The 26,293-nt window shown below is 70.4% G+C and carries 23 protein-coding genes and 3 pseudogenes; 13 read left to right on the forward strand and 13 right to left on the reverse strand.

Annotated features, from left to right (window positions below; genetic code table 11):
* Both B073_RS39260 and B073_RS0106280 read left to right on the forward strand, forming a co-directional pair.
* Nucleotides 1-209: pseudogene (locus tag B073_RS39260) on the forward strand (IS110 family transposase); the annotation flags it as partial.
* An 871-nt stretch (nt 210-1,080) separates the two neighbouring features.
* Nucleotides 1,081-1,479, forward strand: a complete 399-nt coding sequence (locus B073_RS0106280) for a GNAT family N-acetyltransferase (RefSeq protein WP_026247116.1) — start codon at nt 1,081-1,083, stop codon at nt 1,477-1,479.
* A gap of 150 nt (nt 1,480-1,629) precedes the next feature.
* Here the strand turns inward: B073_RS0106280 and B073_RS0106285 are convergent, their stop codons facing one another.
* Nucleotides 1,630-2,517, reverse strand: coding sequence for a LysR family transcriptional regulator (locus B073_RS0106285; RefSeq protein WP_018537236.1), 888 nt, complete (start codon nt 2,515-2,517; stop codon nt 1,630-1,632).
* 205 nt (nt 2,518-2,722) lie between these two features.
* Here B073_RS0106285 and B073_RS0106290 point away from each other — a divergent pair, with 205 nt between their 5' ends.
* Nucleotides 2,723-3,112, forward strand: coding sequence for a VOC family protein (locus B073_RS0106290; RefSeq protein ID WP_018537237.1), 390 nt, complete (start codon nt 2,723-2,725; stop codon nt 3,110-3,112).
* Between the two features lie 67 nt (nt 3,113-3,179).
* On the opposite strand, the gene B073_RS0106295 is transcribed toward B073_RS0106290, so the two are convergent.
* Nucleotides 3,180-4,043 carry an LLM class flavin-dependent oxidoreductase gene (locus B073_RS0106295; RefSeq protein ID WP_018537238.1) on the reverse strand — a complete coding sequence of 288 codons (864 nt, stop codon included), beginning with the start codon at nt 4,041-4,043 and terminating at the stop codon, nt 3,180-3,182.
* A gap of 464 nt (nt 4,044-4,507) precedes the next feature.
* Between B073_RS0106295 and B073_RS0106300 the strand changes: the two genes are divergently transcribed.
* Nucleotides 4,508-4,987 (forward strand): DUF3574 domain-containing protein, encoded by a 480-nt coding sequence (locus B073_RS0106300; RefSeq protein WP_037811065.1) that lies wholly within the window; start codon nt 4,508-4,510, stop codon nt 4,985-4,987.
* A gap of 990 nt (nt 4,988-5,977) precedes the next feature.
* Nucleotides 5,978-7,033: a RimK family alpha-L-glutamate ligase gene (locus tag B073_RS0106305; protein WP_018537240.1), complete on the forward strand. Its 1,056-nt coding sequence runs from the start codon at nt 5,978-5,980 to the stop codon at nt 7,031-7,033.
* A gap of 85 nt (nt 7,034-7,118) precedes the next feature.
* On the opposite strand, the gene B073_RS0106310 is transcribed toward B073_RS0106305, so the two are convergent.
* The gene (locus B073_RS0106310; RefSeq protein WP_018537241.1) at nt 7,119-7,910 is read right to left on the reverse strand and encodes an SDR family NAD(P)-dependent oxidoreductase; all 792 of its coding nucleotides are present in this window, start codon (nt 7,908-7,910) and stop codon (nt 7,119-7,121) included.
* Between the two features lie 291 nt (nt 7,911-8,201).
* Here B073_RS0106310 and B073_RS0106315 point away from each other — a divergent pair, with 291 nt between their 5' ends.
* Both B073_RS0106315 and B073_RS0106320 read left to right on the forward strand, forming a co-directional pair.
* Nucleotides 8,202-8,594 (forward strand): helix-turn-helix domain-containing protein, encoded by a 393-nt coding sequence (locus tag B073_RS0106315; RefSeq protein WP_199788110.1) that lies wholly within the window; start codon nt 8,202-8,204, stop codon nt 8,592-8,594.
* Nucleotides 8,595-8,693: 99 nt separating this feature from the next.
* Nucleotides 8,694-9,104: a VOC family protein gene (locus B073_RS0106320; RefSeq protein ID WP_018537243.1), complete on the forward strand. Its 411-nt coding sequence runs from the start codon at nt 8,694-8,696 to the stop codon at nt 9,102-9,104.
* A gap of 153 nt (nt 9,105-9,257) precedes the next feature.
* On the opposite strand, the gene B073_RS0106325 is transcribed toward B073_RS0106320, so the two are convergent.
* From B073_RS0106325 to B073_RS0106360, 7 genes and pseudogenes are all read right to left on the reverse strand, one after another.
* Nucleotides 9,258-9,872, reverse strand: coding sequence for a GOLPH3/VPS74 family protein (locus tag B073_RS0106325; protein WP_018537244.1), 615 nt, complete (start codon nt 9,870-9,872; stop codon nt 9,258-9,260).
* 354 nt (nt 9,873-10,226) lie between these two features.
* A complete protein-coding gene (locus tag B073_RS0106330; protein WP_018537245.1) occupies nt 10,227-11,867 on the reverse strand; it encodes an amidohydrolase in 1,641 nt (546 codons plus the stop codon).
* A 109-nt stretch (nt 11,868-11,976) separates the two neighbouring features.
* Entirely contained in the window at nt 11,977-12,534 is a 558-nt protein-coding gene (locus B073_RS39265; protein WP_018537246.1) for a hypothetical protein, read from the reverse strand.
* Between the two features lie 4 nt (nt 12,535-12,538).
* A pseudogene (locus B073_RS47560) lies at nt 12,539-12,892 on the reverse strand (IS110 family transposase); the annotation flags it as partial.
* Nucleotides 12,893-13,442: 550 nt separating this feature from the next.
* Complete coding sequence (locus tag B073_RS0106345) at nt 13,443-14,036, reverse strand: hypothetical protein (RefSeq protein ID WP_018537248.1); 594 nt, start codon at nt 14,034-14,036, stop codon at nt 13,443-13,445.
* Between the two features lie 307 nt (nt 14,037-14,343).
* The gene (locus B073_RS0106350) at nt 14,344-14,523 is read right to left on the reverse strand and encodes a hypothetical protein (RefSeq protein ID WP_018537249.1); all 180 of its coding nucleotides are present in this window, start codon (nt 14,521-14,523) and stop codon (nt 14,344-14,346) included.
* A gap of 536 nt (nt 14,524-15,059) precedes the next feature.
* Nucleotides 15,060-15,338, reverse strand: a complete 279-nt coding sequence (locus tag B073_RS0106360; RefSeq protein ID WP_158690094.1) for a hypothetical protein — start codon at nt 15,336-15,338, stop codon at nt 15,060-15,062.
* Nucleotides 15,339-15,683: 345 nt separating this feature from the next.
* Here B073_RS0106360 and B073_RS46245 point away from each other — a divergent pair, with 345 nt between their 5' ends.
* From B073_RS46245 to B073_RS0106375, 3 genes and pseudogenes are all read left to right on the forward strand, one after another.
* Complete coding sequence (locus B073_RS46245; RefSeq protein WP_158690095.1) at nt 15,684-16,079, forward strand: hypothetical protein; 396 nt, start codon at nt 15,684-15,686, stop codon at nt 16,077-16,079.
* A gap of 71 nt (nt 16,080-16,150) precedes the next feature.
* Nucleotides 16,151-16,318: pseudogene (locus B073_RS47565) on the forward strand (TetR/AcrR family transcriptional regulator); the annotation flags it as partial.
* A gap of 164 nt (nt 16,319-16,482) precedes the next feature.
* Nucleotides 16,483-17,607, forward strand: coding sequence for a hypothetical protein (locus tag B073_RS0106375; RefSeq protein WP_018537254.1), 1,125 nt, complete (start codon nt 16,483-16,485; stop codon nt 17,605-17,607).
* Nucleotides 17,608-17,740: 133 nt separating this feature from the next.
* Here the strand turns inward: B073_RS0106375 and B073_RS39270 are convergent, their stop codons facing one another.
* Together B073_RS39270 and B073_RS0106385 are read right to left on the reverse strand one after the other, a co-directional pair.
* The gene (locus B073_RS39270; RefSeq protein WP_018537255.1) at nt 17,741-20,434 is read right to left on the reverse strand and encodes a SpoIIE family protein phosphatase/ATP-binding protein; all 2,694 of its coding nucleotides are present in this window, start codon (nt 20,432-20,434) and stop codon (nt 17,741-17,743) included.
* A gap of 306 nt (nt 20,435-20,740) precedes the next feature.
* Nucleotides 20,741-22,264, reverse strand: coding sequence for a glycosyl hydrolase family 18 protein (locus B073_RS0106385; RefSeq protein WP_018537256.1), 1,524 nt, complete (start codon nt 22,262-22,264; stop codon nt 20,741-20,743).
* A 370-nt stretch (nt 22,265-22,634) separates the two neighbouring features.
* Here B073_RS0106385 and B073_RS0106390 point away from each other — a divergent pair, with 370 nt between their 5' ends.
* Genes B073_RS0106390 through B073_RS0106400 form a run of 3 tightly spaced genes read left to right on the forward strand, consistent with a single transcriptional unit; the run spans nt 22,635 to nt 25,087 of the window.
* Complete coding sequence (locus tag B073_RS0106390; protein WP_234025006.1) at nt 22,635-23,585, forward strand: hypothetical protein; 951 nt, start codon at nt 22,635-22,637, stop codon at nt 23,583-23,585.
* A 19-nt stretch (nt 23,586-23,604) separates the two neighbouring features.
* On the forward strand, nt 23,605-24,264 hold the full coding sequence (locus tag B073_RS0106395) for a hypothetical protein (protein WP_018537258.1): 660 nt from the start codon (nt 23,605-23,607) through the stop codon (nt 24,262-24,264).
* A complete protein-coding gene (locus B073_RS0106400) occupies nt 24,245-25,087 on the forward strand; it encodes an inositol monophosphatase family protein (protein ID WP_018537259.1) in 843 nt (280 codons plus the stop codon). The genes B073_RS0106395 and B073_RS0106400 overlap by 20 nt, the downstream gene beginning before the upstream one ends.
* A 16-nt stretch (nt 25,088-25,103) precedes the next feature.
* Here B073_RS0106400 and B073_RS0106405 read toward each other — a convergent pair whose 3' ends face one another.
* Nucleotides 25,104-26,291 (reverse strand): SLC13 family permease, encoded by a 1,188-nt coding sequence (locus B073_RS0106405; protein WP_018537260.1) that lies wholly within the window; start codon nt 26,289-26,291, stop codon nt 25,104-25,106.
* Nucleotides 26,292-26,293: the final 2 nt, after the last annotated feature.

Genomic DNA, 26,293 nt, shown 5'->3' on the forward strand with positions numbered 1-26,293 from the left:
GCCTGCGGCACATCTTCTACATGGCCGCCCAGACGGCAATGATGCGACCAGGCCCCTCCCGCGACTACTACCTCAAGAAACGATCCGAAGGACTGCTGCACACCCAGGCCCTGCTCGCACTCGCCCGCCGCAGGGTCGACGTCCTCTGGGCGATGCTGCGCGACAAGAGGCTCTTCACCTCCGCCCCACCGGTCACGCAGGCGGCTTGACACAATCATTGAGATTCCTCCCGTTGGTGTGCTCTGGTCGTTCGCTCGTCTCGTTCCCGGACGACAATGAGCTTCGAGCACCGGGTTGGCGTTCCGCTAACACATGGCTAATGCGCTGCTGGAGAGCCCGGCACGGCGCGCTTGCCGCCCCGACGACATCCAGAACGCCGCCCCGTTCGCCGGGCTGTCGATGCCCCGAATCCCGCGCCACGGCTGCTCCTCGACGACAGGCGCCGCTCAAAGATCCGGCCACCGTCCCGGCTCCGAGTACGGGCGCAGGCACGACCTCGCGTAATTCGAACAACACGTCGCCTCGGGCGGTCAGGCGCCCGTGCAATTCCACTCGGAAGCGTGGCGCTCCCGCGAACATGTCCCGTAGGACGGGCGGAGCCCCGACACTCATTGCTACGGCCTTCGTCCTCTTCCTGTGGCCTTGTGACGAAGCAAAGGATCGGACGAAGGCCGCCTGAACGTCCTGACGTGACGTGAGGTGGCGGAGTGTTCCGTGAAGAGGGCCAGTCGAGGGCAATGGCCTACGCAGGACACGATCGCTTCACTCGATCTGCTGAAGAGCCGTGGCGCATCAAATGTGTGGTGTAAGCATGGGCATTCCTTTTCTGCTTATTCATGCACTTCAGGAGGTTTCATGCCTAGTCGCCGCTTCCTTCGGCTCGTCGCAGTTCCGCTGCTGGCTGTCCTGTTCTCGTTGGGAGCGGCTTCTGCCGCGGCGGCGGACACAAGCACCGAGACCGACCAAGGAGGGGGCTACGAGACAAACCTCGGCGCCCTCGTCGGTCTACGCATTTGACGCTACGGCTGCCGGTGGAAAAGGCAAGGCCGGACCGGCATCGCGCGACCTACGATGCGGCGCATGGTGATCACGTACGAGTGGCGCGGTGATTTTGAAAACGCGGCCGTCAACGCCCTCCACGCTGAGGCGTTCGGGCACGTCCAGATGCCGGTCGATTGGCAGACACGGCTGCACCGTCATAGCCTCGGCTGGGTTTGCGCGCGGGAAGCCGACAGGCTCGTAGGGTTTGTGAACGTCGCCTGGGACGGCGGCGTCCATGCCTTCGTTCTCGACGCGATGGTTGCTCAGGAGATGCGTAATTCCGGTGTCGGAACCGAACTCGTGGCGACGGCGGCGCGAAAGGCCCGTGCGGCGGACTGCGAATGGCTCCATGTCGACTTCGAGGAACATCTGCGTCCCTTCTACTTCGATGCCTGCGGATTTCGGCCAACCGACGCAGGGCTCATCGCCTTGCGCTGACCACCTACGCTGCTGGGCGCCAGCTCTGAGGTGGGTGCCGGTGCCGGTGCCGGTGCCGGTGCTGTGCCTGGGCCGGGTTCGGTGGTGGTGCGTCAGGTGGTCCCTGCGGGCGTCGTGCGGCGCGCGGTCATGCGTCATGCGGGCATGCAGTCATGCGGTCGAGGATTGTGTGTCGATGCCGAGCAGCGTGAGGAAGGCGGAGGCGGCGGGTGAGGTGGGGAACCGGCTCCAGATGAGGTGTTCGACGCGTTGCGGTCCGTTGGTGACTGGCACGGTTCGTAGACCGTGGAGTTCGGCGGCGAAGGCTGCGGGCAGGAGGGCGATGCCCAGTCCGTGGCGGACCATGCGGGCCATGAGCTCCACTCCGGAGACCTCGAAGGCGACTTCGCGTCGCAGGCCGGCGGTGGTGAATGCCTGGTCCGATTGGGCGCGGGCGGCGCTGCCGTCGGCGAAGTCCACGAAGGTCTCGTCGGCGAGGCGACGCAGGTCCACCTCGTGTCGGGTCGCCAGGGGGTGGTCGGGGGCGACCACGGCGACGTGTTGTCCGTGAGCGAGTTCCCGGTCATGGACGCCGTGGGGTTGGAATCCGGGTTGTACGCCGAGGAAGGCCGCGTCCAGGTGGCCGTCGCGTACCCGCTCGATGAGCCGTTCGCTGGATCCGGCCCGCAGGCTTATGCGGACCTGGGGGTAGCGCAGGCGGTAGTCCCGCAGTACTGCGGGGAGGTCGACGGCCGCCACGGTGGGGATCGAGCCGACGGTCAGTGTGCCTCGTATCTCGCCGGTGGATGCCGCGACTTCCGCGCGGGCCCGTTCGGCGGCTTCCAGGGACTGGCGGGCGGCGGGCAGGAACGCCTCGCCGGCGGTGGTCAGCTGTACCCGGCGACTGGTCCGCTCGAAGAGTCTGGCGCCCAGTTCCTTCTCCAGCCGGGCCACTTGGTGGCTGAGCGCGGACTGGACGACGTGGCACCGCTGGGCGGCGCGGGTGAAGCTCGCGGTTTCCGCCACCGCGACGACGTAACGCATCTGCTGCAGGTCCATGGATCCATGATGAAACACGATGGATATCGATGACGAGCATGTGTTGGACCGATCGACGCCTGCCGGGCGATGCTGAAGCCAACGGCGGACCGTGACGGCCAGCAGCTAGTCACCGGGGGCTTGCTCGGGCCTGGGAGGTTGACGTCCGTGGCCCGTCGTACGACCATCACCGGCGCTCCGGCGCCGCGACCTTGTGGAGAGACCTATGCGTGTGATCGCGTTCGACCACCTCGTTCTGAACGTCGCCGACATCGAGCGCTCGCTGGCGTTCTACACCGGCCCGCTGGGACTGGACCCGGTGCGGGTGGAGGAATGGCGGGCCGGCAAGGCCCCGTTCCCGTCCGTGCGGGTGAGCCCCACCACCATCATCGATCTCATCAAGGCACCCGACGAGCGGTCGCAGGGCTCCAACGTCGACCACATCTGCCTGGTGGTCGAACCCCTCGACTGGCAGCAGGTCGTCGATTCCGGCGTCTTCACCGTGGTGGACGGCCCCGGTGAACGCTTCGGCGCCCGCGGCACCGCCATCTCCCTCTACGTGCAGGACCCGGACGGCAACACCGTGGAACTGCGCTGGTACCCGCAGGATGCCTGAGCCGCCCACAGCGGCCGGCCCACCCATCGGAACGCTGTGACCGGCGAGCCGGGGCGCCTTCGAACGGTCAGAGCACCGGCGGGCCTGCTTCGATGCGGCGCAGTACCGGGGCCAGGCGGTCCAGGTCGGGGCCGGTCTGGATCTGACGTTCGTCCCACCAGGTGGCGCCGGCGTCGTGCAGCGGGCCGATCACGTCCCTGGCCTTGGCCGGGTCCGGTGACGTGACGCCCCCGAGAACGAATTCGAAGGGGTGGCTGGCCTCGGCCGTACGGTGCCTGCGTACGTAGTCGACCAGTTCCCGTACCTCCGCCACGTCAGGCACATGTCCATGCCTGGCCGTCTCGAACAGCGGCACCGCGCCGTCCCACCGCGCTGCCCGCCGCATGGGCGAACGGCGCGGCCAGAACCCTCCGATCCACACCGGCGGGCCGGGCCGCTGCACCGTGGCAGGCAGCAGCGTCACGTCTCGAACGTCGTAGTGCCGACCGTGATGGCTCACCGGCTCGCCGGACCAGAAGCGCCGTAGCAGTTCCAGTCCCTCGTCCAACCGCTCGGCGAGGATGCGGGGTTCGGCGGTGTCGCCGAAGCTGCGGTACTCGTCCTCGATGGGACCGCCCAGGCCGGCGGCGAAGATCACCCGGCCGCCGCTGAGGTTGTCCAGGGTGGCCACTTGGCGGGCGAGTTGTTGCGGACGGTAGCGGGGGACCGGCGTCAGCAGGGGGCCGAGCCGGATCCGGGAGGTCGCCAGTGCGGCAGCGGCCAGCAGCATCCAGGGGTCTCCGAAGGGGCGTCCCTGGTGCTGTCGGTGCAGTACATGGTCCCAGACGAAGAGCCCGTCCCAGCCGGCTTCTTCGGCGGCGGTGGCCACGGTCGCGACGGTGCGGGGGTCGGCGAAGTCGCCGAAGTTCGGGATGTTGAGGGAGAAGCGCATTCCAGCAGGATGCGCGCGCGCCGGTGCCATGGCAATGGGATTCGGCGCAGTCGGCCTCACGAGTGGTGGACGACCACCGACCACCGACCACGTACCTGTCGACCAGCGACCACCTGGCGGGCTTCGCCGTCGCCGCCGCCCCGTTCGCCCCGCTTGCCCGCCGGATGCGCGGCCGCTGGGTCTGGGCCGTGGGCGTCTACGCTTTCGGGACCGTCGTCACCATACGGAACTCAGCCCGCTTCTCGCCCTACCCATGCGCGATTGACCACACGGCCCGCCCAGGCAATTGGGTGGCGAAGACTGGCAACTCGTTCGGCTGCTCGCCGAACCAAGTGGGGATGCAAGCGCCTCCATCCGGACACTGCAGGGTGAAATGGCCGTCGGACGCGGTGCGTTGGGCGCGCCCGTTCGTTACGGTCCTGAAGCCTTGTCAAGAGGAAATAGGATCGGAAGGAATCGTGTCCGTGTCTCTCAAGTTCGCCTCCCGCACCCGCATTGTGGTTGTCGCACTCCTTGCCACGCTCCTCGGCGCGAGCGGCTCCGTTGCGTACGCAGCCCTGGATGACCAGAGCACAAGTCCGTCCCAGGCATCGGCATCCGTGGCCGCCGTGGGCAAGCCGTATATCAAGACCGAGCTCCTCTTCGGCACCGCCAAGCCGAACGGCGGCGCGCCGGTGACCGACAAGGAGTTCCGTGCCTTCGTGGACACCTTCATCACGCCGCGCTTTCCCGCCGGCCTCACGGTCGAGAACAGCTACGGCCAGTACCGCGACTCGCATGGGAAGATCGAGCGTGAGCGCTCGTACAAGGTCACGCTCCTCTACCCGACGGGTGAGGCGCGCCGCAACAACAGCAAGATCCAGGAAATCCGCGCCGCATACGACAAGCGGTTCCAGCAGGAGTCCGTGGCCCGCATCGACGACAGCGAGCGCGTCGACTTCTGATCAGGCCCTCGTGCTCCGGGCGGCGGCATCGTCTTCGTCATCGTGTTCGTAGCGGAACTCTGGGAACGAGAGCTGCATCGGGGTGGGAGGCGCCCTATGGCCGGTGGTCACTTGCCGTGTTGGTGCAGGGCTTGCTTGCCTGGCGCTCCGACGAAGGATCGTTCCTCGTGTGAGGAGGATCCTCTGTGGAGCGCCTGGTGAGACGTGCAGACGCGCAGACGTGTAGCGGCGGCCTCCATCTTGAGCAGGCCGCGTTCGGAGGGGTAGATCTGGTCGAGGCCCTGGCCCGGCAACGCTGCACCTGAGGCGGGTGATCATTACGCTGCCCTCGGCATGCCGTTCGCGGCCTTGGTCGGCCAGATTTCCGCGGCATATCAGTCATAGGGTCGTAGGGGGGCCGCGGGAGGGGTACTCCCGAGGGGGTGCGCCGACCCGGTACGCGGGTGGGGAATACGGTCGCAGGTCCGGACGTTGCGCGATGACGACTAGTGACCAACTCGTCCGCTGAGCAGAGGAGTTGACGCGGAGCCGGCTGACCTCGAGGCAGGCCGTTGCCGCGAGAGAACAGGCTGCTGCCTCGCAGGATGCCTGACGTCGCCGCCGGCCCACGCGGGTGTGGGTGTGAGGGTTCATGGGCAGGTAGGGCACGCCAGGTCATGCCAGGCCACGCGGGGCGGCGTCCACCGATACTCTCGGAGACGTCGCAGTTGTCGCAGTCGTCACGGTCGGGTGCCTGTGGCCGGTTCGGGTTTTCGCCGTTCGAGCGAGGGAGAGGATCTTTCCGGCTCCCAACGGTCGGCCGGCTGGACACGAAAGACAGCAAAGCACTGAAGTCACCAAACGAACTGAAGTCATCAAAGGCACTGAAGTCACCAAGCTGCTGATCACAGCAAGGCACCGAGGACAGCCAGGCGCTGAAGGCAGCGAGGGCGCTCAGGCCAGTCAAGGTAGTGCAGGCGCTGAAGGTAGTGCGGAGGAAGAGGAGCAGGGATGCCGTCGGTGATCGACGCACCAGCAGAGGTCTGGGTGCTGGCACGGGAACACCCTGCGCCGTTGATGCGGGCGACGCAGGCTCTGAGCGAAGCCCTGGAGCGGACGTACGGGCCGCGGTTCGCCGTGTGGCATTCCGATGAGTTCGTCTTCGGGGTGCGGGACGGTCGGTTGGTGCTCCAGACGTTGGGGGGACAGGACGTTCCGCCGCCCAAGGTGGTTGTGGTGCGGCAGACGCCTGGTTCCATGGCGCAGCACCGTGAGCTGACCCTGCTTCGGCACCTGGAGCACATGGGCGCCGTACTGATCAACTCGGCGGACGCCCACCAGCTGTGCGGCAACAAGATCTGGCAGTTCCAGGAGCTGGCCGCGGCCGGACTGCCGGTGCCCGATTCCCTGTCGTACGCCACCGCGCCGTTCGGGGGTGTGGTGCGCAGTCCTCAGGTGGAGGCGCCGTGCGTACTGAAGACCGTCAACGGGCGGAACGGTGCCCATGTGTTCCTCGTCCCCGACAAGGGGATGTTGACGTCGCTGTCGGGCAGCCTCGCCCAGGACGTGCCGCTCATCGTGCAGGAGTACGTAGCCGCGTCCCACGGCCGGGATCTGCGGGTGATCGTCGTGGACGGGGAGCCGGTTGCGGCGCAGGTCCGCTCCTCCCGCGACGGGTCCCTGACGTCCAATCTCGCCCGGGGCGCCGCTGCCGAACTGTGCCTGGGCCGCTATCCGGAGGGGGAGGCCCTGGCAGTCCGGGCGGCCAGGACGCTCGGGCTGACCCTTGCCGGGGTCGATCTGCTCTTCACCGCCGACGGTGGCCACACGGTTTGCGAAGTCAATGCGGTGCCTGGTTGGCGCCCCCGGATGACCACGGTCGTCCCCGCGATCACCGCAGCCATTGAAAGCATCCTGGCCGGGGCCAATGCCGACGCCGATGCCGGTGTCGACGCCGGTGCGGGCACCGGTGCGGGTGCCAGCACGGAGACTGGCGCGGCGGTCGACATGGAGGAACAGCGGCGACGGCGGTCAGGCCCGGCCGGCGACGCACAGACGACCGCCTGAGGGGTTGGGGTGTGGACGGTCGCCGGGGCGTGGGGATCGCACAAGGAATGAGTCCGTCCCAGGCGTTCGGTCGAGCGGGCTGGTCTCACCGGTGCCACAGGTAGCGGCCGAGGCTGCGTTTGAGGGGTGGGGGAGTGATGTGGAGGAGGGCGGCCGCGGCCTTGTACGGGACGCCGGGCACACATCGCCTGGTGCCTGCCGCGACGGCCTTGAGGCCGGCGGCGGCGACCTTGTCCGCCTCCAACCAGAAGAAGCCCGGCACCGGGGCGGCGGCCAGGTCGTTCGACGCGAAGTAGTCGGTCTTGGTCAGGCCCGGCAGGAGTGCGGTGATGTGGATGTCCGAGCCGCGGTTCTCGATGGCGAGGGTCTCCGAGAAGTGGGTCAGGAACGCCTTGGTCGCGGCGTAGGTGGCGAGCGACGGCGAGGGCAACTCACCGGTCAGGGAAGAGACGTTGAGGATGCCGCCATGGCCTTCGCCGCGCATGAGCGGCAGGACGCACCTGGTGAGCCGCAGCGCTGCCTCGTTGTTCAGGCGGAGGGTGGTCTCCTCCCGTTCCATCGGAAGGTTGGCGAAGACGCCGGCGCCGCCCGAACCGGCGTTGTTGACCAGAAGCTCGATCGGTCTGTCGGTATCGGTGAGGCGAGACTCCACCTGTGCCAGCTGTTCGGGGTCGGTGAGGTCGGCCGGCAGTACGTCCACCTTGATGCCGTGGGCCTGCCGTAGTTCCTCGGCGAGGCCCCGTAAGAGGGTTTCTCGGCGGGCGACGAGCGTCAGGGTGACGCCGCGGGCGGCCAACTGCCGCGCCATGGCGCTGCCGATACCACTGGAAGCGCCGGTGATCAGCGCGGATCGGTAGGGATAGGGTCGGTCAGCCATAGGTGATCTCCCCTGCTCGGTCGGGCAAAGAACGTACACCACAGCCAGCCCGGGACGACAGGGCGCATGGGATCACGGGGGGCGGTTGCCGTGCACCTCGCCGAGGCGGCTGTATCCGCCGAACTGCCCGTTTGTCCGCTTGACGGCATCCGTGGAGCTGCTGACGGTACGCGCTCGGGGCAGGCTTTGCTGGTCTTCGTCGCGCTCGGTGGCGCAGTCGAGGGGCTCGTCCGAGGGGAGCGGTTACGGCCCCGTGCTTCGTAGTTGCAGGGCTGTGGTGTGATGGCCGTCGTGAGTCGCGCTGTAGAGGAGAGCAACCGTCGCATGCTTCGGGCGCGGGATGCGATGGACCGTGCCTATGCCCAGCCGCTGGACGTGACGGCCCTGGCCAGGATCGCCCATGTGTCCGAGGCGCACTTCTCGCGCGTCTTTCGGGCCACGTTCGGTGAGACGCCTCACCGCTACCTGCAGCGTCGTCGGGTCGAACGCGCGATGTTCCTGCTGCGGGAGACCGATCGCCGTGTGACCGACATCAGCTTCGAGGTGGGCTTCAACAGTCCCGGGACCTTCAGCCGCACCTTCCACGCCATCGTCGGCCGGTCGCCGAGGGAGTACCGCAAGCAGACGCCGGCGATGGGCGTGCCTACCTGTTTCACGATGGCGTGGACGCGGCCGAGTTCGTAACCGTCCGGGTCGGCCGTGGGCCCTGTGTGCGGAGCGTGCGCCGACTAGTGATCAGTTTTGGATAAGTTTTCGTCCAGTGTGCTCGGTAGCGTGAGGGACATGTTCAACGCCATCACGCACTCGCAGATATACGTCCTGGACCAGGACGAGGCCCTCGATTTCTACGTCGGCAAGCTCGGCCTGGAGGTTGCCGCCGACGTCGACATGGGCTTCATGCGCTGGCTGTCCGTCAGCGTCCCCGGACACCCCGAGCGCCAGATCCTGCTGGAGAAGCCGGGTGCGCCGGCGATGTCCGAGGAGACGGCGGAGCAGGTCCGGGAGCTGGTGACCAAGGGGGCGATGGGCGGCTGGCTCATCTTCACCACGGACGACTGCCGCAAGACCTACGAGACGCTGCTGGGCCGGGGCGTGGAGTTCACCGAGGAGCCCACCGACCGTCCCTACGGAACCGACTGTGGCCTTCGCGACCCCTTCGGCAACCGTATTCGCTTCACGCAGCCGCGGGCTTAGACAGCGTTCGCTGGGTGGCTGACTGGCCTGTCGGGCACATCCTGATCCGCAACGGCCCGGCCCAATCGGACTGGCCTTGGGGCTGCAGCCGGGGCGTGGGCAATTGCGGTCCGGGTTCGTCCCGCGTAGACGGACCCGGACCGCAGCCTCGGTTCAGTCGCCTCGCCAGATGTTGTCGAAGGCGGCCTGCTCGATGGCGCGTCGTTGGCGGAGGCCCTCCAGTTGCATCAGGGCGTTGTGGACGGCGGCGACTACGGTGTCCACGCCGTTGTCGTCCACGCTGGGGGAGTCGGCGGTGGCGCCCGTGTCCGCTCTGCCGAGCCCGAGGGCGGTGGCGAGGGCCGTCAGGACGGGCTCCTCCGAGGTCAGGCGCCCGGCCGCGGCGCGCCGGGCCGGGGAGTCGGCCAGCAGGATGTGGCCGCCCCGGAAGGGGATCCCGCGCCGGCGCTCGCGGCTGAGCAGCCCTTCGGCCTCCAGTGTCGCCAGATAGGCCCCGGACAGGCCGCGGCCCCGGCGCCACAGCCAGTCGTCGACCGACTCGTACGGCGGCTCGCGGCGCAGTGATGCCGCGGCCTGGTCCAGCAGGGGGTCGTCCGTGGTGGGGTGGTAGCCCGGCAGGATGCGCTCGTCGTCCAGGGTGACGGCCTGGGCTTCGAGGAGGTCGATGACCTCGGCGCCGGCGAGCGCGAGGGACAGGTTGCCTTGTTCCGGGGGGCGGCCGGGCGCCACGTCCAACGCGGTGAGCATCAGGTCCCGTGCGGTGGTCATGGGTCAGGTCCGGGGCGATCGAGAGTGAGGGAGGGGGCGGGGGCGGTCACGGCATGTGATTCCGGCGGTCTGCCGCCGGCGGCGACGCGCGTCTCAGCGGTGCCCCGAATATCGGCGCTGACCCGAATATTCGGGCTGACCGGCATCTGAGCGCTGCCCCGCATATCGGTGCTGACCTGCGGATTTCGGTGTGTCGGCATGTCGATCACTCCCGCGTGGGGCGCGATGGTCCCCGCAATCCAGCAGAGCAGTTCCGGGCCGATCGTGCCTGTCGAAGGGATGAGGGGGAGGGAAAGGGGAGGGGCGTGGCTGCCGGGTGGCAGGGGCGGGGCCGGCAGCCGGTGCCGTTCGGGGTCAGTCGGTTGCCGTGAAGACGCGGATTCCGCCGACGTATGTCTGGAGGACCTTCGCCCGGGCGATTTCCTCGGGCGGGGCGGTGAAGATGTCGCGGTCGAGGACCACCAGGTCGGCGAGGTGGCCGGGCTGGAGTGTGCCGGTGTCGTCGTGGCCGTTGACGTGGGCGGAGCCGGCCGTGTAGGCGGCGACGGCGGTGGCCAGGTCGAGGCGCTGCTCGGGGAGGAAGATCCGGTCGTCGGTGGCGTCGGGCTCCCTGCGGTTGACGGCGACGTGCAGACCGGCGAGTGGATCGGGGCTGCTGACGGGCCAGTCGCTGCCGGCCGCGAGGGTGGCGCCGGCCCGGAGCAGGGAGGCGAACGGGTACTGCCAGGCGGCGCGTTCGGGGCCGAGGAAGGGGATGGTCAGCTCGTCCATCTGCGGTTCGTGGGCGGCCCAGAGCGGCTGGATGTTGGCGATGGCGCCGAGCCGGGCGAAACGGGGCAGGTCGTCGGGGTGGACGACCTGGAGGTGGGCGAGGTGGTGCCGGGCGGTGCGGCGGCCGTTGGCCGTGCGGGCCGCCTCGACGGCGTCCAGGGCCTCGCGGACCGCGCGGTCGCCGAGGGCGTGGAAGTGGACCTGGAAGTCCAGTGCGTCGAGTGCGGTGACGTGCTCGCGCAGTGCCGTCGGGTCGACGAAGCTCAGGCCGGTGTTGGTGGTGGCGCAGCCGCAGGCGTCGAGGTAGGGGCTGGTCATGGCGGCGGTGAAGTTCTCGGCGATGCCGTCCTGCATGATCTTGACCGAGCCGGCGCGGAACCGGCCGTGGGTCAACTCTGCACGCCGAGCGGTCAGTTCGGGGGTCTGTTCGGCGCCGCGGGCGCGGTCCCACCAGAGCGCGCCGGTGACGCGGGCGGTCAGCGTGCCCGCGCGGGCGGCGGCCAGATAGGCGTCCGACGGGTCGGACTGCCCGTGGAAGGTGCCGAGCAGGGCGTCCTGCCAGCCGGTGATGCCCAGGGAGTGCAGCAGTTCCTGGGCGCGCAGCAGGCCGGCCAGCCGGTCGTCGGCGGTGCGCTGCGGCATCAGCCCGGTGATCAGGGCGGTGGCGCCTTCCTGGAGGACGCCGCTGGGGGTGCCGTCGCTCTCGCGCTCGATCCGGCCGTCGGACGGGTCGGGGGTGTCCTTGGTGAGGCCGGCCAGTTCTAGCGCGCGGGTGTTGACCCAGGCGCCGTGGTGGTCGCGGTTGGGGAGGTAGACGGGGCGGTCGGACACCACGGAGTCGAGGAGTTGGCGGGTCGGCAGGCCGCCGGCGAAGCTCTCCAGGGACCAGCCGCCGCCGGTGATCCAGCTCCGCTCGGGGTGGGCGTCGGCGAACTCGCGGATCCGCCGCAGGTACGCCTCGACGCCGGTCGTTCCGGTGAGGTCGCACTCGGCGAGTTCCAGGCCGCCGAAGACGGCGTGGACATGGGCGTCCTGGAAGCCGGGCAGCAGCAACTTGCCACTGAGGTCGACGACTTCGGTTCCGGGGCCGATCAGTTCCCGGACCTCGTCGTGGCCGACGGCGGTGATCCGCTCGCCGGTGACGGCGAGGCTGCTCGCCCGGGTGCGGGCGGGGTCTCCGGTGTGTACGGGGCCGTGGGTGAAGACCAGGTCGGCCTTGGGCATGAGGGGTTCTCCAGTCGGGTTGGCGGGACGGTGCGAGTGTGGCGTGTGGGGCGGTTGGCGGGGCAGATATGGCGTGTGGGGCGGTCGGTGGGGCGGGGTCGGTGGGTGGTCAGTCGCTCGGGGGTACAGGAAGATCCTCGCCGGTCCGTGGCAGGAAGTACGGGGCGCGCCGGTGCCAGCGGGCCCATGCGGCGGCCGGCAGACCGGAGACGATTATGAACGCGACCGCCGACAGCTCGAACCAGCCGTTGTCTGCGGCGAGTTCGAAGTGGCCCGCCGAACGGTAGAAGTCCCAGGCGCGACAGCCGCCGACGGCGAGCAGGACGAGCGCGCCGAGCAGCGGTGCGACGACCACCCGCAGCGCCTCGACGGGCGCGGTGCGCAGCAGTGGGCGGAAGCGGACCGCGGCGGCGACGGCGGTGAGCGCGTAGTACAGCGCGACCACGATCCCGATGGCGTTGACCGCGGCGGAGATCAGCGCGCCGACGGTGGTGATGACCAGCGACAGCGCGGCGAGGACGACGGCGATCGCGGTGATCAGCAGGGTGCCGGCGGCCGGGATGCGATGGCGCGGGTGGAGCCGGGTCCACACCCGGCCGAGGGTGCCGTCGCGGCCCATCGCGTACATCCCGCGGGCCGTGGGGATGGCCTCTGCGTCGGGCCGCACCCGGCTCCAGGTCGCGGCGCATCCGGGCCTGGTCGGCGATGATCGCCGCGTCCCGGGCGTCGGTCTTTCCCTGGCCGCGGTAGCCGGCTGTTGCCCGGTTGACGGCCAGTCCGGGTAGTTAGAACACGGGCTGGCCATGGTTGGCCAGGAGCCCCAGCGGCAGGACGGCACCACCGTGCGTGACGTCCACGGCCCAGGTCGTCTCATGGCCGAGGCCAAGGACAGCGGCGATCAGGGCGAGCAGCTCGGGTTCATCGTTGGCCACCCGGCGAGACAGGAGGTGCCTGCCCTCCGCGTCGATCACCACGCAGTGGTGGTGCGTCTTGCCGATGTCCACCCCGGCCCGTACGCGGCCCATCGCCCCTCCGGCGCTCGTGCCTGTCGTGTCCGCAGACGACCTCGCCGGCAGGTCCTTACACAGTGATCTGTTCGCACATCCCAATCAGCGGCCGAGTCGTCGCGGGGTGCGAGGCGGCCAGTCATAGGAAGCCACGGTCGGCAGACCACTAAAAGCCACACCTCGCACCCCTCGGATGCCCCAACCCTACGAATGGCTGGACCAAACCGATGACCAAGGTAAGGACCGCTATCCGACTCGCCGGCCTGAACATCCGCTGGACCGGCACCGACGACACCACACCCGACGGGCACGTCCTCGTCCTCGGCACCGACAGCAGCGGCCTACTCCACCTCGCTCTCTACGCCGGCGACACCCCTGCGACGACGCGTTCCGCGGATCCCTGCTCATCCCCCCGGACGGCCACCAGCAGAGTTTTCTGCCGACCCGCACCACCGCCTACGGGCCCGGCGGCGCTTGGGTCACCCGCAGCGGGGGCCAGGCCAGCATGCTCGCCCGCCTGGCCAACGCGGCCACGTGACGGGCCAGCTGTGTACCCCGACTCAGGACACTAGTCGGCGATGTTGACGTGCATGTTGAAACGGACCCCGCCGATCTTCACCAGCAGGTCACCTTGCACCTTGCGCGTTTCCTTCGTGTCGCCCACATTGCCCTTGTTCACCGCCAGCTTGTTCTGCGGTGGGTGGCTCACGAACCCCGTGAAGACCCCACCTGCGGCGAGCTGGGCCGCTTCGTCCCATTCGTCGCGCAGATCCGCGTAGCGCGTGGCGTCCATGGGCTGGCCACCGAGGGTCAGATATACGCGGTGGCCGTCGACGTATGCGCCGGCGAGCTGCTGGAGGATGCCGGCCACCGTCGTCTTCAGCGAGTAGTGCTTCGCCGCCGTCGCAAGGAGCTGCGCGGCGTCCCCATCGAGCTGGGCCTGACGCGCGTCCCGGGCGCCAGCCCTGAACAGCTCGTCTTTGTCCGCGTCGATGCTCTTGAACGCCTCGGTGTACCCCGTCTTCTTGTCCTGGGCGATCCTGATCGTTGCGTCCCACTGCGGCGCGCTGATCCACTCGTGGTCGAACGAGATGGCCTCGCAGTACGTCTTCAGCTCCGCCTCGGCCTCTTCGGCCGACTTGGCATAGTCGTTCTTCGGCATGTGAGTGCCCCCCTTGCCGTCATGGCGAACCACGAAAGTGCCACAGGGGAAAGCTCCCTGTCAGCCGGATCCGAAAACAGTGAAAACTGGCTGCACGCAGGGGAGTTGCTGCAGGGGCGGGCGAGGTGCGAAGGGACGGGTGGGCTGTGCGGGAGCCGCCTGGGCGGGATCAGGGACGCTTTTGGGGTTCCCGTCAGTCGCGACCCGGCGTCACTCAGATCACCCCGCCCGTGCCCACATCGACGACCCGCGCACGGAGTGGTCGTATGGTCGGCCGGACAGCTCCTAACCGCTCGTTGGGAGGAACTCAGACGCCGAGGAGCCAGGAGCCGACTCTTTGGAGGCCGTCGGTGAGCGAGGTAGTTCCGAGCTGAGGAGCGACTCCGACATCGCCCTCGTAGCCGTCGTCGGCGGTGGCGGCGCCGGCTCCGAGGATGATCAGTGCTGCGGCTGCGACTGCTGTCGCGAGAACGGTCAAGTGCTTCACGGGGACCTCCGCTGGTGAAGGCGACTTTCCGGCAGGATCATTCGCCGCCTGTCGCCCCGCCACCCGAACCTCCTCCACCTGGCGGCCATCCCGCGGTTCGTCCCCTCAATCTGCGGCAGGCAGTCGACGGCCCAGGTTGCCGGCGAGGTGCCGTGCCGCGAAAGCCGCGTCGCCGGGCCCTGCTGCCACCCGTTGCAGGAGCTGGATCGTGGCGCGTGCCTCGCGCAGGGTCACTATCGGGAGGCGCTGCGTGACGCCTTCGACGAGGTGCAGGATGTGTCCTCTGATTCGTTCGTGATCTCAGGAACGGGCGTCTGACCTGCACGGTTACGCCATGCTGGGTTGGTGCATGCCTATGGCATATGCCTCCCGCCGAAACCCTCCACGACCAATTCCCGCCGGCCGCCGGTGCAGCACTCACCGTCGCCCTTCAAGCCGCCTGCCCCGACCCCCTCGGCAACACAGCGCCCCGCGGCATCGCAAAGGCCCCGTCAACCGGCGGGGCCTTCATGGTTGTGCTACCAAGGGCAGGATTGTCAGTGGTCCGCGAGGTTGCAGCCGGCCTTGGCGTGGTAGGCACTGACGCCGATCACGTGCAACATGTTTTCACAAAGCTTGATCCCGCTGGCCCCGTCGCCGCGCCCGGCAGCCTTGCAGGCGTCACGCACCTTCGGTCCGACGGTGTAATGGTTTTTCAAGTAGGCCACGCAGTGCTGCGGAGCGGCATGGGCAGGCGCGGTGACGACGAGCGGCAGCGCAGCGCCTGCCATCAGTACTCCGGTGGCTGCCACTATGCGGCGCACGGCCTTACGCATGAGAATCCCCCTTGAGTAGAAAGCACGTTCTATCGGTCGGTGGTCAAGGTGCCAGTCCATGTTCATCGAAGCCTCACCGCGGCATGGCGCGAACGCACCAACTCGCAGCACACAGAGGCGAGGAGCCCCGCCCTTCCGGGCGAGGCGCTGTACGCGAGTAGCTCACACCGCGACCGCGTCCTCCCGCGGAAACGTCGCCGGGCACCGCCGACGAATCCACGACCGCGCCCACAACGCCCGCGCATCCGCAACGGATGCCCGGCACGCCGCCGTGCGCAGTTCTGCTCGCTTGGGGCATACGGGTGAACTCGCGCCGCCTGCGCAGCGCACCGTCGTTGGTCGAGCATGACCACGCGTCGAACCCTCACGGCCGTCGGACTCACCGCCGCCACACTCGGAGCCGGACTCGCAGCCGCCGCACCCGCATCCGCCGGCGGGATCGGTGTAATCCTGTCACCGTCGTTCGACAACAGCTGCGCCAACCAACACGCCGCAGCCAACGCCAACGCCGACACCGTCCACGGAAGAGGGACTGCAGGCGGACTGTCGGCCGCCATCCCGGCCGACACCCCGCTCAACCACTGCGGCGGCGCCGAACTGCCTCTATCCCGCAACTGCACAGACTCGGGAGCGTCATCCGAGCCAGGATCCATGATCGGTGCCACCAACCTTGGGCAAAACCTGCTCTGCGAGGCAGTCCGCAACAACCTCAACAACCCGAACGTGAACATCCTCGGCTAGAAGCCACGTTCACGCCGCAACCGCATCCTCCCGTAGAAACACCGCCGGACACCGCCGACAATCCACGACCGCTGGCCGCCCACCGGACCACCGGCCGCACGCACGAGATCCGGGCCGTCGAGGCGATCCTCGGTGTGCTCCGCCGGGTGGGTTTCCCGGATCCGGAAGTGGTGCGCGTCTATCACGCCTTCGTCGACCAGAGTCTGGGGTTCGCTGCGCTGGACGCGGCCGCCGCGGCCCGGTTGTCCCGGACCGGGCGAGCGGGCCTGACGCCAGGCCGCAACGGACCGCGGACGTGCCTGTCCGCCGGGCCCCTCCGGCCTCGGCGCGCGAGCCCGGTGCCTTGGGGCTGTACTGGAAGAAGAACGGTGACAGGCCGACCATCGCAGTGCGTGGAGGCATCGTGGAACTGGCCTTCCTGAATGCGGTGTACACGTACGGGGGCCCGTACGCCTGGGCGTATCTGGACACCTCACGGGACACCGAGGAGCCGGACCGGATGCTGGCACTCCGCAGGCGGCAGGTCTGCGAGGAGCTGGTGGCACAGGGTGCCGATGCCGCGACGGTGGACGCGCTGGCGTCCGTCGCGGGCGGTGACCGGGAGATCGCCGGCCGCCACGGTCAGGCGATCGTCGCCAGTCACGGCGAGGTGGTCCTGACCGAGGAGCTCCCCGAGCCGCCGGCACACGACGAGGCCATGTTCGCCGCGCTGCCGGACCTGATGCCGCTGGCGGTCCAGCGCGCGCCGGACATCCGCTACGTCGCCGCGACCGTGCACGGCCCGCCCCGCCCGCCGGCGGACCCCGCGGACGAACTGGAGGTCGCGTTCCAGGCAGGAACGTGGCCCAGCAGCGCCGTCGCGCCGAGCGCCTGCCACCGGATGAGCGGCCCCGTCGCCGACTGGCTCGGCGGTGCCTGCGTGGTCGCCGACAGCATCGCCGGACTGGCCCACGACACCGACGCCGAGACCATCGTGCTGGGCGGGATCGTCTGGGCCCGTGACACGCTGGCCGACCGCCTCGCCGCCCGCTGGCGCAGACGCCTCGTCACCAGCAGCGGCAACGGACGGCCGGCGCCGCCCGGCCGGGCGTTGATGGAGCGCGAACTCACCACGGTGTTCCGGGGGCAGCTGTGCGGGACCGACCGGGTCCGCCTGGACCTGTTCCAGGCACGGCGGACCAGTCGGCACGGCGCCGTCGAGGGACTGCCGCACGTCATGGCCGCGTTGCGCCGGTCCCAGGTCGGCACGCTGCTGCTCAACGTCCCACTGGCCTTCGTCAGGCAGCTCTACGCGGCCGCGGGGGCGGCGCCGAACGACCTGCCCGACGCGGACCTGGGGCCGTACGGCGCGCTGGTCTTCCGTGGCAACCCCGCACCCGCCGCGGTGATCCGGGCCGCGGTGCGCACGGGCGCCGGACTGGTCGTGGTGCCGCGGCACCAACTTCCGTTGGACGACGGACTGGGCGCCTTGTTGCGGTACGCCGGCCCGGAGCGCACTCCGTTCTTCGCCCGCCTGCTGCGCCGCTGACCGGCCCACCACGGGCCGGGCCGTCATCGGGATGTCTGCGGAAGGGCGGCCAACTCTCCTACGACTACCTACGACTACCTACGAGTACCTACGAGTACGAGCGGTGAACTCGTCTACGGATGGATCAACTCGCCTATGTGGAAGGGGGGTTGGCCTCCGGAGGTAGTTGCTGTTCGGCCCAGATGACCTTGCCCTGGGGGGTGTAGCGGGTGCCCCAGCGCTCGGTGAGCTGGGCCACCAGGAACAGGCCGCGGCCGCCCTCGTCCGTCGTCGCGGCGTACCGCAGATGGGGCGAGGTGTTGCTGCCGTCGGCCACCTCGCACACCAGACTGCGGTCCCGCAGCAGCCGGGCCTTCACCGGCGGCGAGCCGTAGCGGAGCGCGTTGGTGACCAGCTCGCTGACCACCACCTCCGTCGCGAAGGCGAGTTCGTCGAGGCCCCACTCGGTGAGCTTGTCGGAGATGCTGGAGCGCATCCGCGCGACCGCGGCCGGGTCGAACGGCACCTCCCAGGCAGCGACCCGGTCCGGCCCGAGCACCCGGGTGCGGGCGATCAGCAGCGCCACGTCGTCGCGCGGCCGGTCCGGCAGCAGCCGGTCCAGGACCGCCCGGCAGTTCTCCTCCGGGGAGCGGCCTGGTTGGGACAGCGCGCCGCGCAGCAGCTCCATGCCCACGTCGAGGTCTCGGGTGCGCTCCTCGACCAGCCCGTCGGTGTAGAGGACGATCTGGGTGCCCTCGGGCAGGTGCAGCTCCGTGGTCTCGAAGGGCACACCGCCCAGCCCCAGGGGCGGGCAGGCCGGCAGCTCGGGGAACTCCACGGTGCCGTCGGGGTGGACCAGCGCCGGCGGCGGATGACCGGCGCGGGCCATGTCGCAGCGCCGCGAGACCGGGTCGTAGATCGCGTACAGGCAGGTGGCGCCGGTGATGCCGGTGCCGTCGGAGGTGTCCGCCTCCTCCTGGTCGATCTGGTCGACGAGGTCGTTGAGATGGCCCAGCAGCTCGTCCGGCGTCAGGTCGAGGGTGGAGAAGGTGTGCACCGCCGTGCGCAGCCGCCCCATCGTGGCCGCGGCGTGCAGACCGTGGCCGACGACATCGCCGACGACCAGCGCGACCCGGCTGCCGGACAGCGGGATGACGTCGAACCAGTCACCGCTCACCCCAGACTGGGCCGGCAGATAGCGGTGGGCCACGTCCATGGCGCTCTGCTCGGGCAGCGTGCGCGGCAGCAGACTGCGCTGCAGGGTCACGGCCAGCGCGTGCTCCCGGGTGTACCGCCGGGCGTTGTCGATGCTCAGCGCGGCGCGGGCGACCAGCTCCTCGGCCAGTGACTGGTCCTCTTCGTCGAAGGGCTCGGGCTTCTGCGACCGCCAGAAGTTGGCGACGCCCAGGACGTTGCCGCGGGCGTTGAGCGGTGTGGTGATCAGCGAGTGGATGCCGCACGCCAGGACGCGGCGAGCCCGCTCCGGGTCCTGCAGCTGCCAGGTGTGGGTGGCGGAGAGGTCGGACACCACCTGGGAGCGGCCGGTGTCCATACCGCGTGCCTGGGGCGTGCCGTCCAGGAACGTGATCAGCGTGCCGGGCGGGTGGAAGGGCAGCTCGTCGAGGATGCCGTGCACGGCGGTGCGCCGCATCTGCTGGGCGCCGCTGCCGGCTGGCTCGTCACCGCGCAGGACGGGCGCCGCCAGGTCCACGGTGACGAAGTCGGCGAGCCGCGGGACCGCGACCTCGGCCAGCTCCTCCGCCGTGCGGGCGACGTCGAGGGTGGTGCCGACGCTCACCCCGGCCTCGTAGAGCAGCCGCAGGCGCTCGTGGGCGACCTCGGCGCGGCCGGAGAGCAGCCGCAGCTCCGTGGAGTCGCGGATGGTGGCGACCGTCCCCATGCCGGCGGCGTGCCGGTCGGTGCGCCGCTGGTTCACCGCCAGCAGCCGGCCGCCCGCCTGGTGGATCTCGTCGGCGGCGGGCCGGCCCGAGGACAGCAGGCCGGCGAGTTCCGGGGCGAGGCCGGGCAACTGGGCGACCTGCTGCCCCTCGGCGTCCTCGGGCAGCGCCAGCAGCCGCCTGGCCTCGTCGTTGGCCAGCAGCAGCCGGCCGTCGTCACTGACGATGACCACACCCTCCCGCACCGCGTGCAGCACCGCCTCGTGGTGCTCGTACATGCGGCTCATCTCGGCGGACCCCAGCCCGCGGGTCTGCCGCCGCAGCCGGGTGGTGATCACCGCCGTGGCGGCCGTGGCCAGGGCCAGTGCCACGCCGCTGATGCCGAAGATCACCGGGAGGTGCCCGGCGATGGCGCGGCTCACGCTCGCCACCTTCATCCCCGCGGACACCAGGCCCACCACCGACCCCCGATCGGTGACCGGGACGATGGCCTGCACCTCGTGGCCGAGCGGCCCGTTCACGCTCTCGACGTGGACGTGGCCGGCCAGCGAGGGGCCGATGGTGCCGACGAAGCGCTTGCCGATCTCCTCCGGCCTGGGGTGCGTGTACCGGATGCCGTGGGTGTTCATCACCACGATGAAGTCGACGCCCGCGTGCCTGCGGGCCTCCTCGGTGAGCGGCTGCAGGATCTTCGCCGGGTCCGGGGCCCGCAGCGCGGCCCGGACGCCGGGGGAGTAGGCGAAGGTCTGCGCGACGGCGATCGAGCGGCTGCGGGCCTCTGCCTCGGCGTCGTTGCGCGAGGTCACCAGGAGCGCCGCCAGCGCACCCAGGACGAGCAGCAGCCCGACCGTGAGTTGCAGCAGGAAGACCTGCCCCGCGAGACTCTGCGGGCGTCGTTCGGTCAGTGCCCTTACCGTTGCGCGCCGATATCGGCCGGACCCTGCGGCCATGCGCTATTTCTAACACTCCCCGGCCCGGAGCGCTGCCCTGCCGTCGGCCGTGTCCGCCCGGCGCCGGTGCCGCGGTTGCTGCGGGTGGGTGCCCGGCTACCCGGTGACCGGCGCGATGCCGCGGCCCGGCCGGCTCCGGGCAGGGCGTCGCCCGGCAGCCCCACCTCGACCACCACCGCGTCCGGCCGGGCCGCGGTGAGGCCGGCGAGGGCGCGGCACATCCACCCGTGGCGGGCGGCGTCCCGGACGACGACCAGCGGGAGGACGGCGTCGGCCGCGCCGCGTATGCGGTACCGGCCCGCGCGGTCAGCAGGCGCCGAGATCCTGCCAGACACCCCATTCGCCGGTGGTTCCGGGCTCCTCGCCGGTCGTCCACCACTTGGCCTTCCAGGTGTGCCCCTTGTAGGAGACCTGCTGGCCGCCGGTGTAGACGCTGCCGCTGTTCCATGGGCCGGCCGTGCACCGGTTGCCGCTGCCGCCGGTGACGGTCAGGGCGTAGGACGCGGTGTGCGTGCCGGAGGGGCTGGTTCCGGTCACGTCGAGGTGATAGGTGCCGTTGGCCACCGCCGGGGTCGTGGACACGGTGAGCGTGGACGAGCCGCCGGCCGCCACGGACGTGGGGCTGAGTGCCGCGGTCACCCCGGCGGGCGCCCCGCTGACGGTGAGCTCCACCTGCTGCGCCGCGCCTGCCGTGACCGCCGTCCGCACCGTGGCGGTGGTCCGGCCGCCCGCCGGCACCGAGGCGGCGGCCGGGCTGGCCGTCACCGAGAAGTCGTTGACCGGTGCCGCGCCGCCGCCGGTGAACGGCGCGAAGACATGGCTGAAGTCCCAGGTGTTCTGCGGGATGCTGGAGCAGCTGTCGCCGGACGGGGCGCCGGGGCAGCTGCCGTTGTCCCGCTGGAGTGCCCAGAACGACAGCGTGTCGATGCCCTTGGCCACCGCCCAGTCGTAGACCTGGTGGGCGTTGGCCAGGGAGAAGGTCTCGGCCGGGCCGAAGTCGTCGACGCCGGGCATCTCGATGATGCCGATCATGCCCCACAGCTGTGCCGCGGACTTGCCCGGGTAGAGCGGCTTGAGCTGGTCGTACAGTCCCTGGGCGGCGGTCTGGGTGTCCTGGGCCATGTCGTGCGTGGCGTTGTCGTAGTAGTCGAACGTCATGATGTTGGCGACGTCCACCCGGGCGCCGTTGCTCACCGCGTTCCGCAGCAGGGCGACGCCGTTGTCGGCGAGGCCGTGGGTCGTGGTGGGCAGGGTGTACGAGATCTCGACCGTACGGCCGTTGGCGGCCGCCCAGTCCTGGACGAGCTTGATGGCCTTGTTCCGCCGGTCGACGGCGGCGGAGTCGTCCAGCGAGTCGGCCTCGATGTCCATGTCGAGGCGCGAGACGTCGTAGGTCGTGATCACCTTCTCGTACGCGGCGGCGATCTGGCTGACGTCGGTACAGCTGTCGGCGATCTCGGTACCGGTGGTGTCCGCGGTGTAGCCGCCGAACGACGGGATGACGTCACCCCCCTTCGCCTGGATGGTCTTGATGTCGTCGCCGAACGACGCCGGGGAGATGGGGGTGTCGGTGCTGCCGTTCCACAGGGCGGTGCAGGAGCCCTTGGAGGCGGTCTGGACGAACGCCATCGTCAGGTGCCTGACGCCGGCCTGGGCGGACAGTGCGGCGGGGCTCTGGCCCGTCCACGACTCGAAGTAGGGAGCGAACACATGGGCCGGGAGCGGGGTCGCCGCGTGGGCGGCACCCCCGCCCAACGCGGTCAGACCGGCCGTGGCCACGGCGGTGACGGTAGCGGTGAGTACTGCACGGAGGGAGCGCCTGCGTCTCATGTCTGTCCCGAGGGTGAGGAGGTCGACCGCCAATTCCCCTGTGTGCGCAGCCTGTTGTGCGCAGCGGTGTGGGATATGGGATAGCCCCGGGGTCGGGAACAAGTCAATGGACTGGACCAAGTTTGGACTGGACCAATCCGGCCCGGCGTCGGCCGCCGCCCTGACCAGCCCCACCGCGGCACCCTGGACCAGCCCGTGCACGCCTCCCCGCCCGACGGGCCGCACCGGACGTGGTGCCGGTCCTGTCTTGACGGACAGTCAATTCCCGTGCCCGCTAGGGCGGACCGAGGATCTTGTCGCCGCCCGGCAGCCCTGGCCAGCGGCCGCCCGTTGCTCCTACGATGCCAGGGAGCGAGGAGGGGGACTCGACGTGGCACAGCGCGTGGGGCGGGTGGAGTTCGTCGTTGCCTGGGCGATCAGAAACCTCGACGGGCTCGTCGCCGTGGGGCTCGGCCTGACGATCGGCCTGATGGACGTCCTCGGCGACGTCATCAGCGACAAGGTGTCGTCCGGCGCGACGCTGCTGGTGCTCGGCGCGCTCGCGGTCGGCACGATGACGGAGCGGCTGCGCCGCAAGGCCGACATCGAGGAGGCGTCCGCGGAGACCCGCCGCGCCCTGGAGGACCTCGCCATGGTCCGCTCCCTCACGGGCCACCAGGTCGGCGACGCACTGGAACGGGCCCGCGCCCAGACCAACGTCTGGTATTTCAAGGGCGGCACCGGCACCTACCTGCGCGCCGTCACGCTGCCCCGCTGCGTCGAGGCCGCCACCCGCCAGCGCGCCCAGCTCAGCGTCAAGATAGACATCATCAACCCGGCGGACGAGCAGACCTGCGCCGCCTACGCCCGCTTCCGCCAGACCTTCGCCCGCCGCCACAACGACGAGGCGGCGGACGCCTGGACCGCCGACCGCACCCGCAAGGAGGCGTACGCCACAGTCCTGGCTGCCTGCTGGTTCCGCCAGCGGCTCGACACCCTGGAGATCAGCGTCCACCTCTCCTCGGGCGTCCCCACCCTCCGCTTCGACCTCTCCGAGACCTGCCTGATCATCACCCAGGACGACCCGAACCGCGTCAACCTCCTGGTGACCCGCGACCAACCGCTCTACGACTACTACGTCACCGAGCTGCACCAGAGCCGCGAACAGGCCGTCCGCCTCGACCTGCGCGGCGTCGCCTCCCTCGGCGACGAGCCGACCGTCGACGAGGTCCGCGCGGTCTTCGACGACGTCGACCTCCCGCTGCCCTCGGTGTTCAGCGACGCCGACGTCGCGGAGATCGTCGAGAAAGCCCTGCACGCTGAGGACCCCTACCGGAGGTGAGACGCCTCGGGCGCGGCTCATGGACTACGACACGCTCGACCGACTGCTCCGGCCCGGCATCCCGCAGGGCGCACCCCGCGCCGGCGTCACCGGCGCCCTGGAGGACATCGCCTGCGGCAAAAGGGAGTTACGCGCGGTCCACCACCCGCTCGGCTTCCTGTGCCTGCCGCTCGTCCGCGACGGCGCCCGCGGCGTCTGCGTCCACCTCTTCGGCACCGGCGTCCCCGCCGACCCCATCGCCGACCCCATGCACGCCCACAGCTGGGAACTGCGCAGCTATGTCCTCTACGGCCGGGTCGGCAACCTCCCGGTGACCGTGATGGACGGGGCCCGCACCCCCACCCACCGGATCTTCGAGGTCTTCAGCTCCCCGTCGGGCGTCGACGAACTCCGGCCCACCTCCCGCCTGGTGCACTGCGCGCCGGGCCCCGCCGCCTCCAGCGGCAGCGGCGAGACCTACAGCCTGCCGGCCGGGGAGTTCCACGCCACCGTCGTCCCCCGCGGCCGGCCCGCCGCCACCCTGGTGCTCGGCCGGTCGCTGCCCGGCCACACCGACCTCTCCCTGGGCCCCCTGCACGGCCGCGGCCACCGTACGGTGCGCCGGCTGTGCAGCGCGGAACACACCGAGCGGACCGTCCGCACAGCACTCAGGAGGATCCATGCCGAGCAGCGCGAGTGACCGGGACGCCGCACCGTACGCCAGCGAGACACGGGTGGCCGTCGCCGCGGCGGAGGAGGCGGGGGTCCTGCTGCGCGGCCGCTTCGGCGCGGCGCGGACGGTGGGCGTCAAGGATGCCGAGGGCGACCTCGTCACCGACCTCGACCTGGCCGCGGAGAAGCTCATCCTGGACCGCCTCCAGACGCACTTCCCGCACGACCGGATCCTGTCCGAGGAGGCCGGGCTCCTGGACGCCGTCGGCCGCCGCACCTGGTTGGTGGATCCGCTCGACGGCAGCAACAACGTCGCGATCGGCCTGACCGCGTACGCCGTCGGCATCGGGCTGTGCGTGGACGGTGCGCCGGTCGTCGGCGTGGTGCATGAACCGGTCACCGGCTCCACCTGGCGGGCGGTCAGCGGCCAGGGTGCCTCCTGCGGGCCCGACCGCCTGCCGGGCCCGTCCGGCGCGGTGCCGCGCAGCGGGCCGGTGGTGGCCTGGACCCAGGGCCACGCGGTGGGCCGGGCCGACCGGGTGGCCGCGGGGCTGCGGGGCCAGCTGGAGCGCTGCACCCGGCGGGTGCTCCAGCTGTGGGCGCCGCTGCTGGGCTGGAGCATGCTGGCGCGCGGTGCGATCGACGGGTTCGTCGGCTACCGCGCGGAGGGCATCGACTTCCCCGCCGGCGCCCTGCTGGCCACCGAGACGGGCGTGGAGTTCCGCACCCTGGCCGGCGGCCCCTTCACGGTGGGCTCGGCCGGCCCGGACACCGACCGCAGCTTCGTCGCCGCCCGCGGCGACACCCTGGCGTACCTGCTCGACGTGGTCGCCCGCACCCGGGCGGCCTGAGCGGGGCTCCGGCCGTTCACCCCACCGCCAGGGCCGCCGTCGCCGCCAGCGTCGCCGTCACGGCCAGGACGAACCCCGTCCCCATGAAGCGCCGCAGCGGGATGACCGTGCCCTGGCCGCGGCAGCGCTCGAACCACAGCAGCGTCGCCAGCGAGGCCCACGGCGTGACCAGCGGGCCGACGTTCGTGCCGATGAGCAGCGCCAGCAGCTGGTGGTGGTTGTCGACCGGCACCGCCGCCTCGCCCGCCATGTAGACCGGGAGGTTGTTGAGGACGTTGGACAGGCCCGCGCCCACGCCCGCCGAGCGGAGCATGCCGCCGAGGCCGCCGTCCGGCCCGATCGCCGCCGTCAGCAGCGTGTGCAGTCCGTGCGCGTCGACCGTCTCGACGACCAGGAACATCCCCGGCACCAGCACCAGCAGCCGCCACGGCACCAGCGACAACCGCAGCTCGGCGGGGCGCCGCACCGCGAACGCGACCACCACGATCAGCATCGTGGTCAGCGACGCCGACCACAGCGGCACGTCCGCCAGCAGGATCGCCAGCAGGAAACCGGCACAGGCCAGCGCACACACCCGGAACAGCACCGGATCGGCCGGCGCCCGCCGCTCCGGCGGTACGTACCGGTCGGAGCCCCGCCGTCCGCGCCGCCAGTAGAAGCCCCACAGGCACGCCATCGTCACGGCGATCGCGGCCAGTTGGGACAGGCCCATCGTGGCGGCCATCTCGACGGGGGAGAGCCCGACGCGGTTGGACGCCAGCAGGTTCGTCAGGTTCGACACCGGCAGCAGCAGGCTCGCGGTGTTGGCGAGCCAGACCGTCGTCATCGCCAGCGGCACCGGCGCGATGCCCACCCGCCCGGCCAGCGCCAGCATCACCGGCGTCAGCAGCACCGCCGTGGTGTCCAGGTTCAGCGCGATGGTGGTGACCGACGCGAAGAGCACACACAGCCCGAACAGCCGCGGATAGCTGCCCCGCCCGGTCCGCGCCACCCAGGACGCCACCGCGTCGAACACCTCGGCGCGGCCGGTCAGTTCGGCCATCACGATGACCGTCGCCAGGAACACCAGCAGCGGGCCGATCCGCGCCATCGCGTCCCCGGCGGGCGCGGTCGGCAACAGTCCCGTGGCCACACACACCAGGCCGCAGGCGAGCAGCCCGGCGGCGAGCCAGTCCAGGGGATGCAGACGCTTGAGAAATCGCACGC

Source organism: Streptomyces sp. MspMP-M5 (assembly GCF_000373585.1).
Classification (GTDB): domain Bacteria; phylum Actinomycetota; class Actinomycetes; order Streptomycetales; family Streptomycetaceae; genus Streptomyces.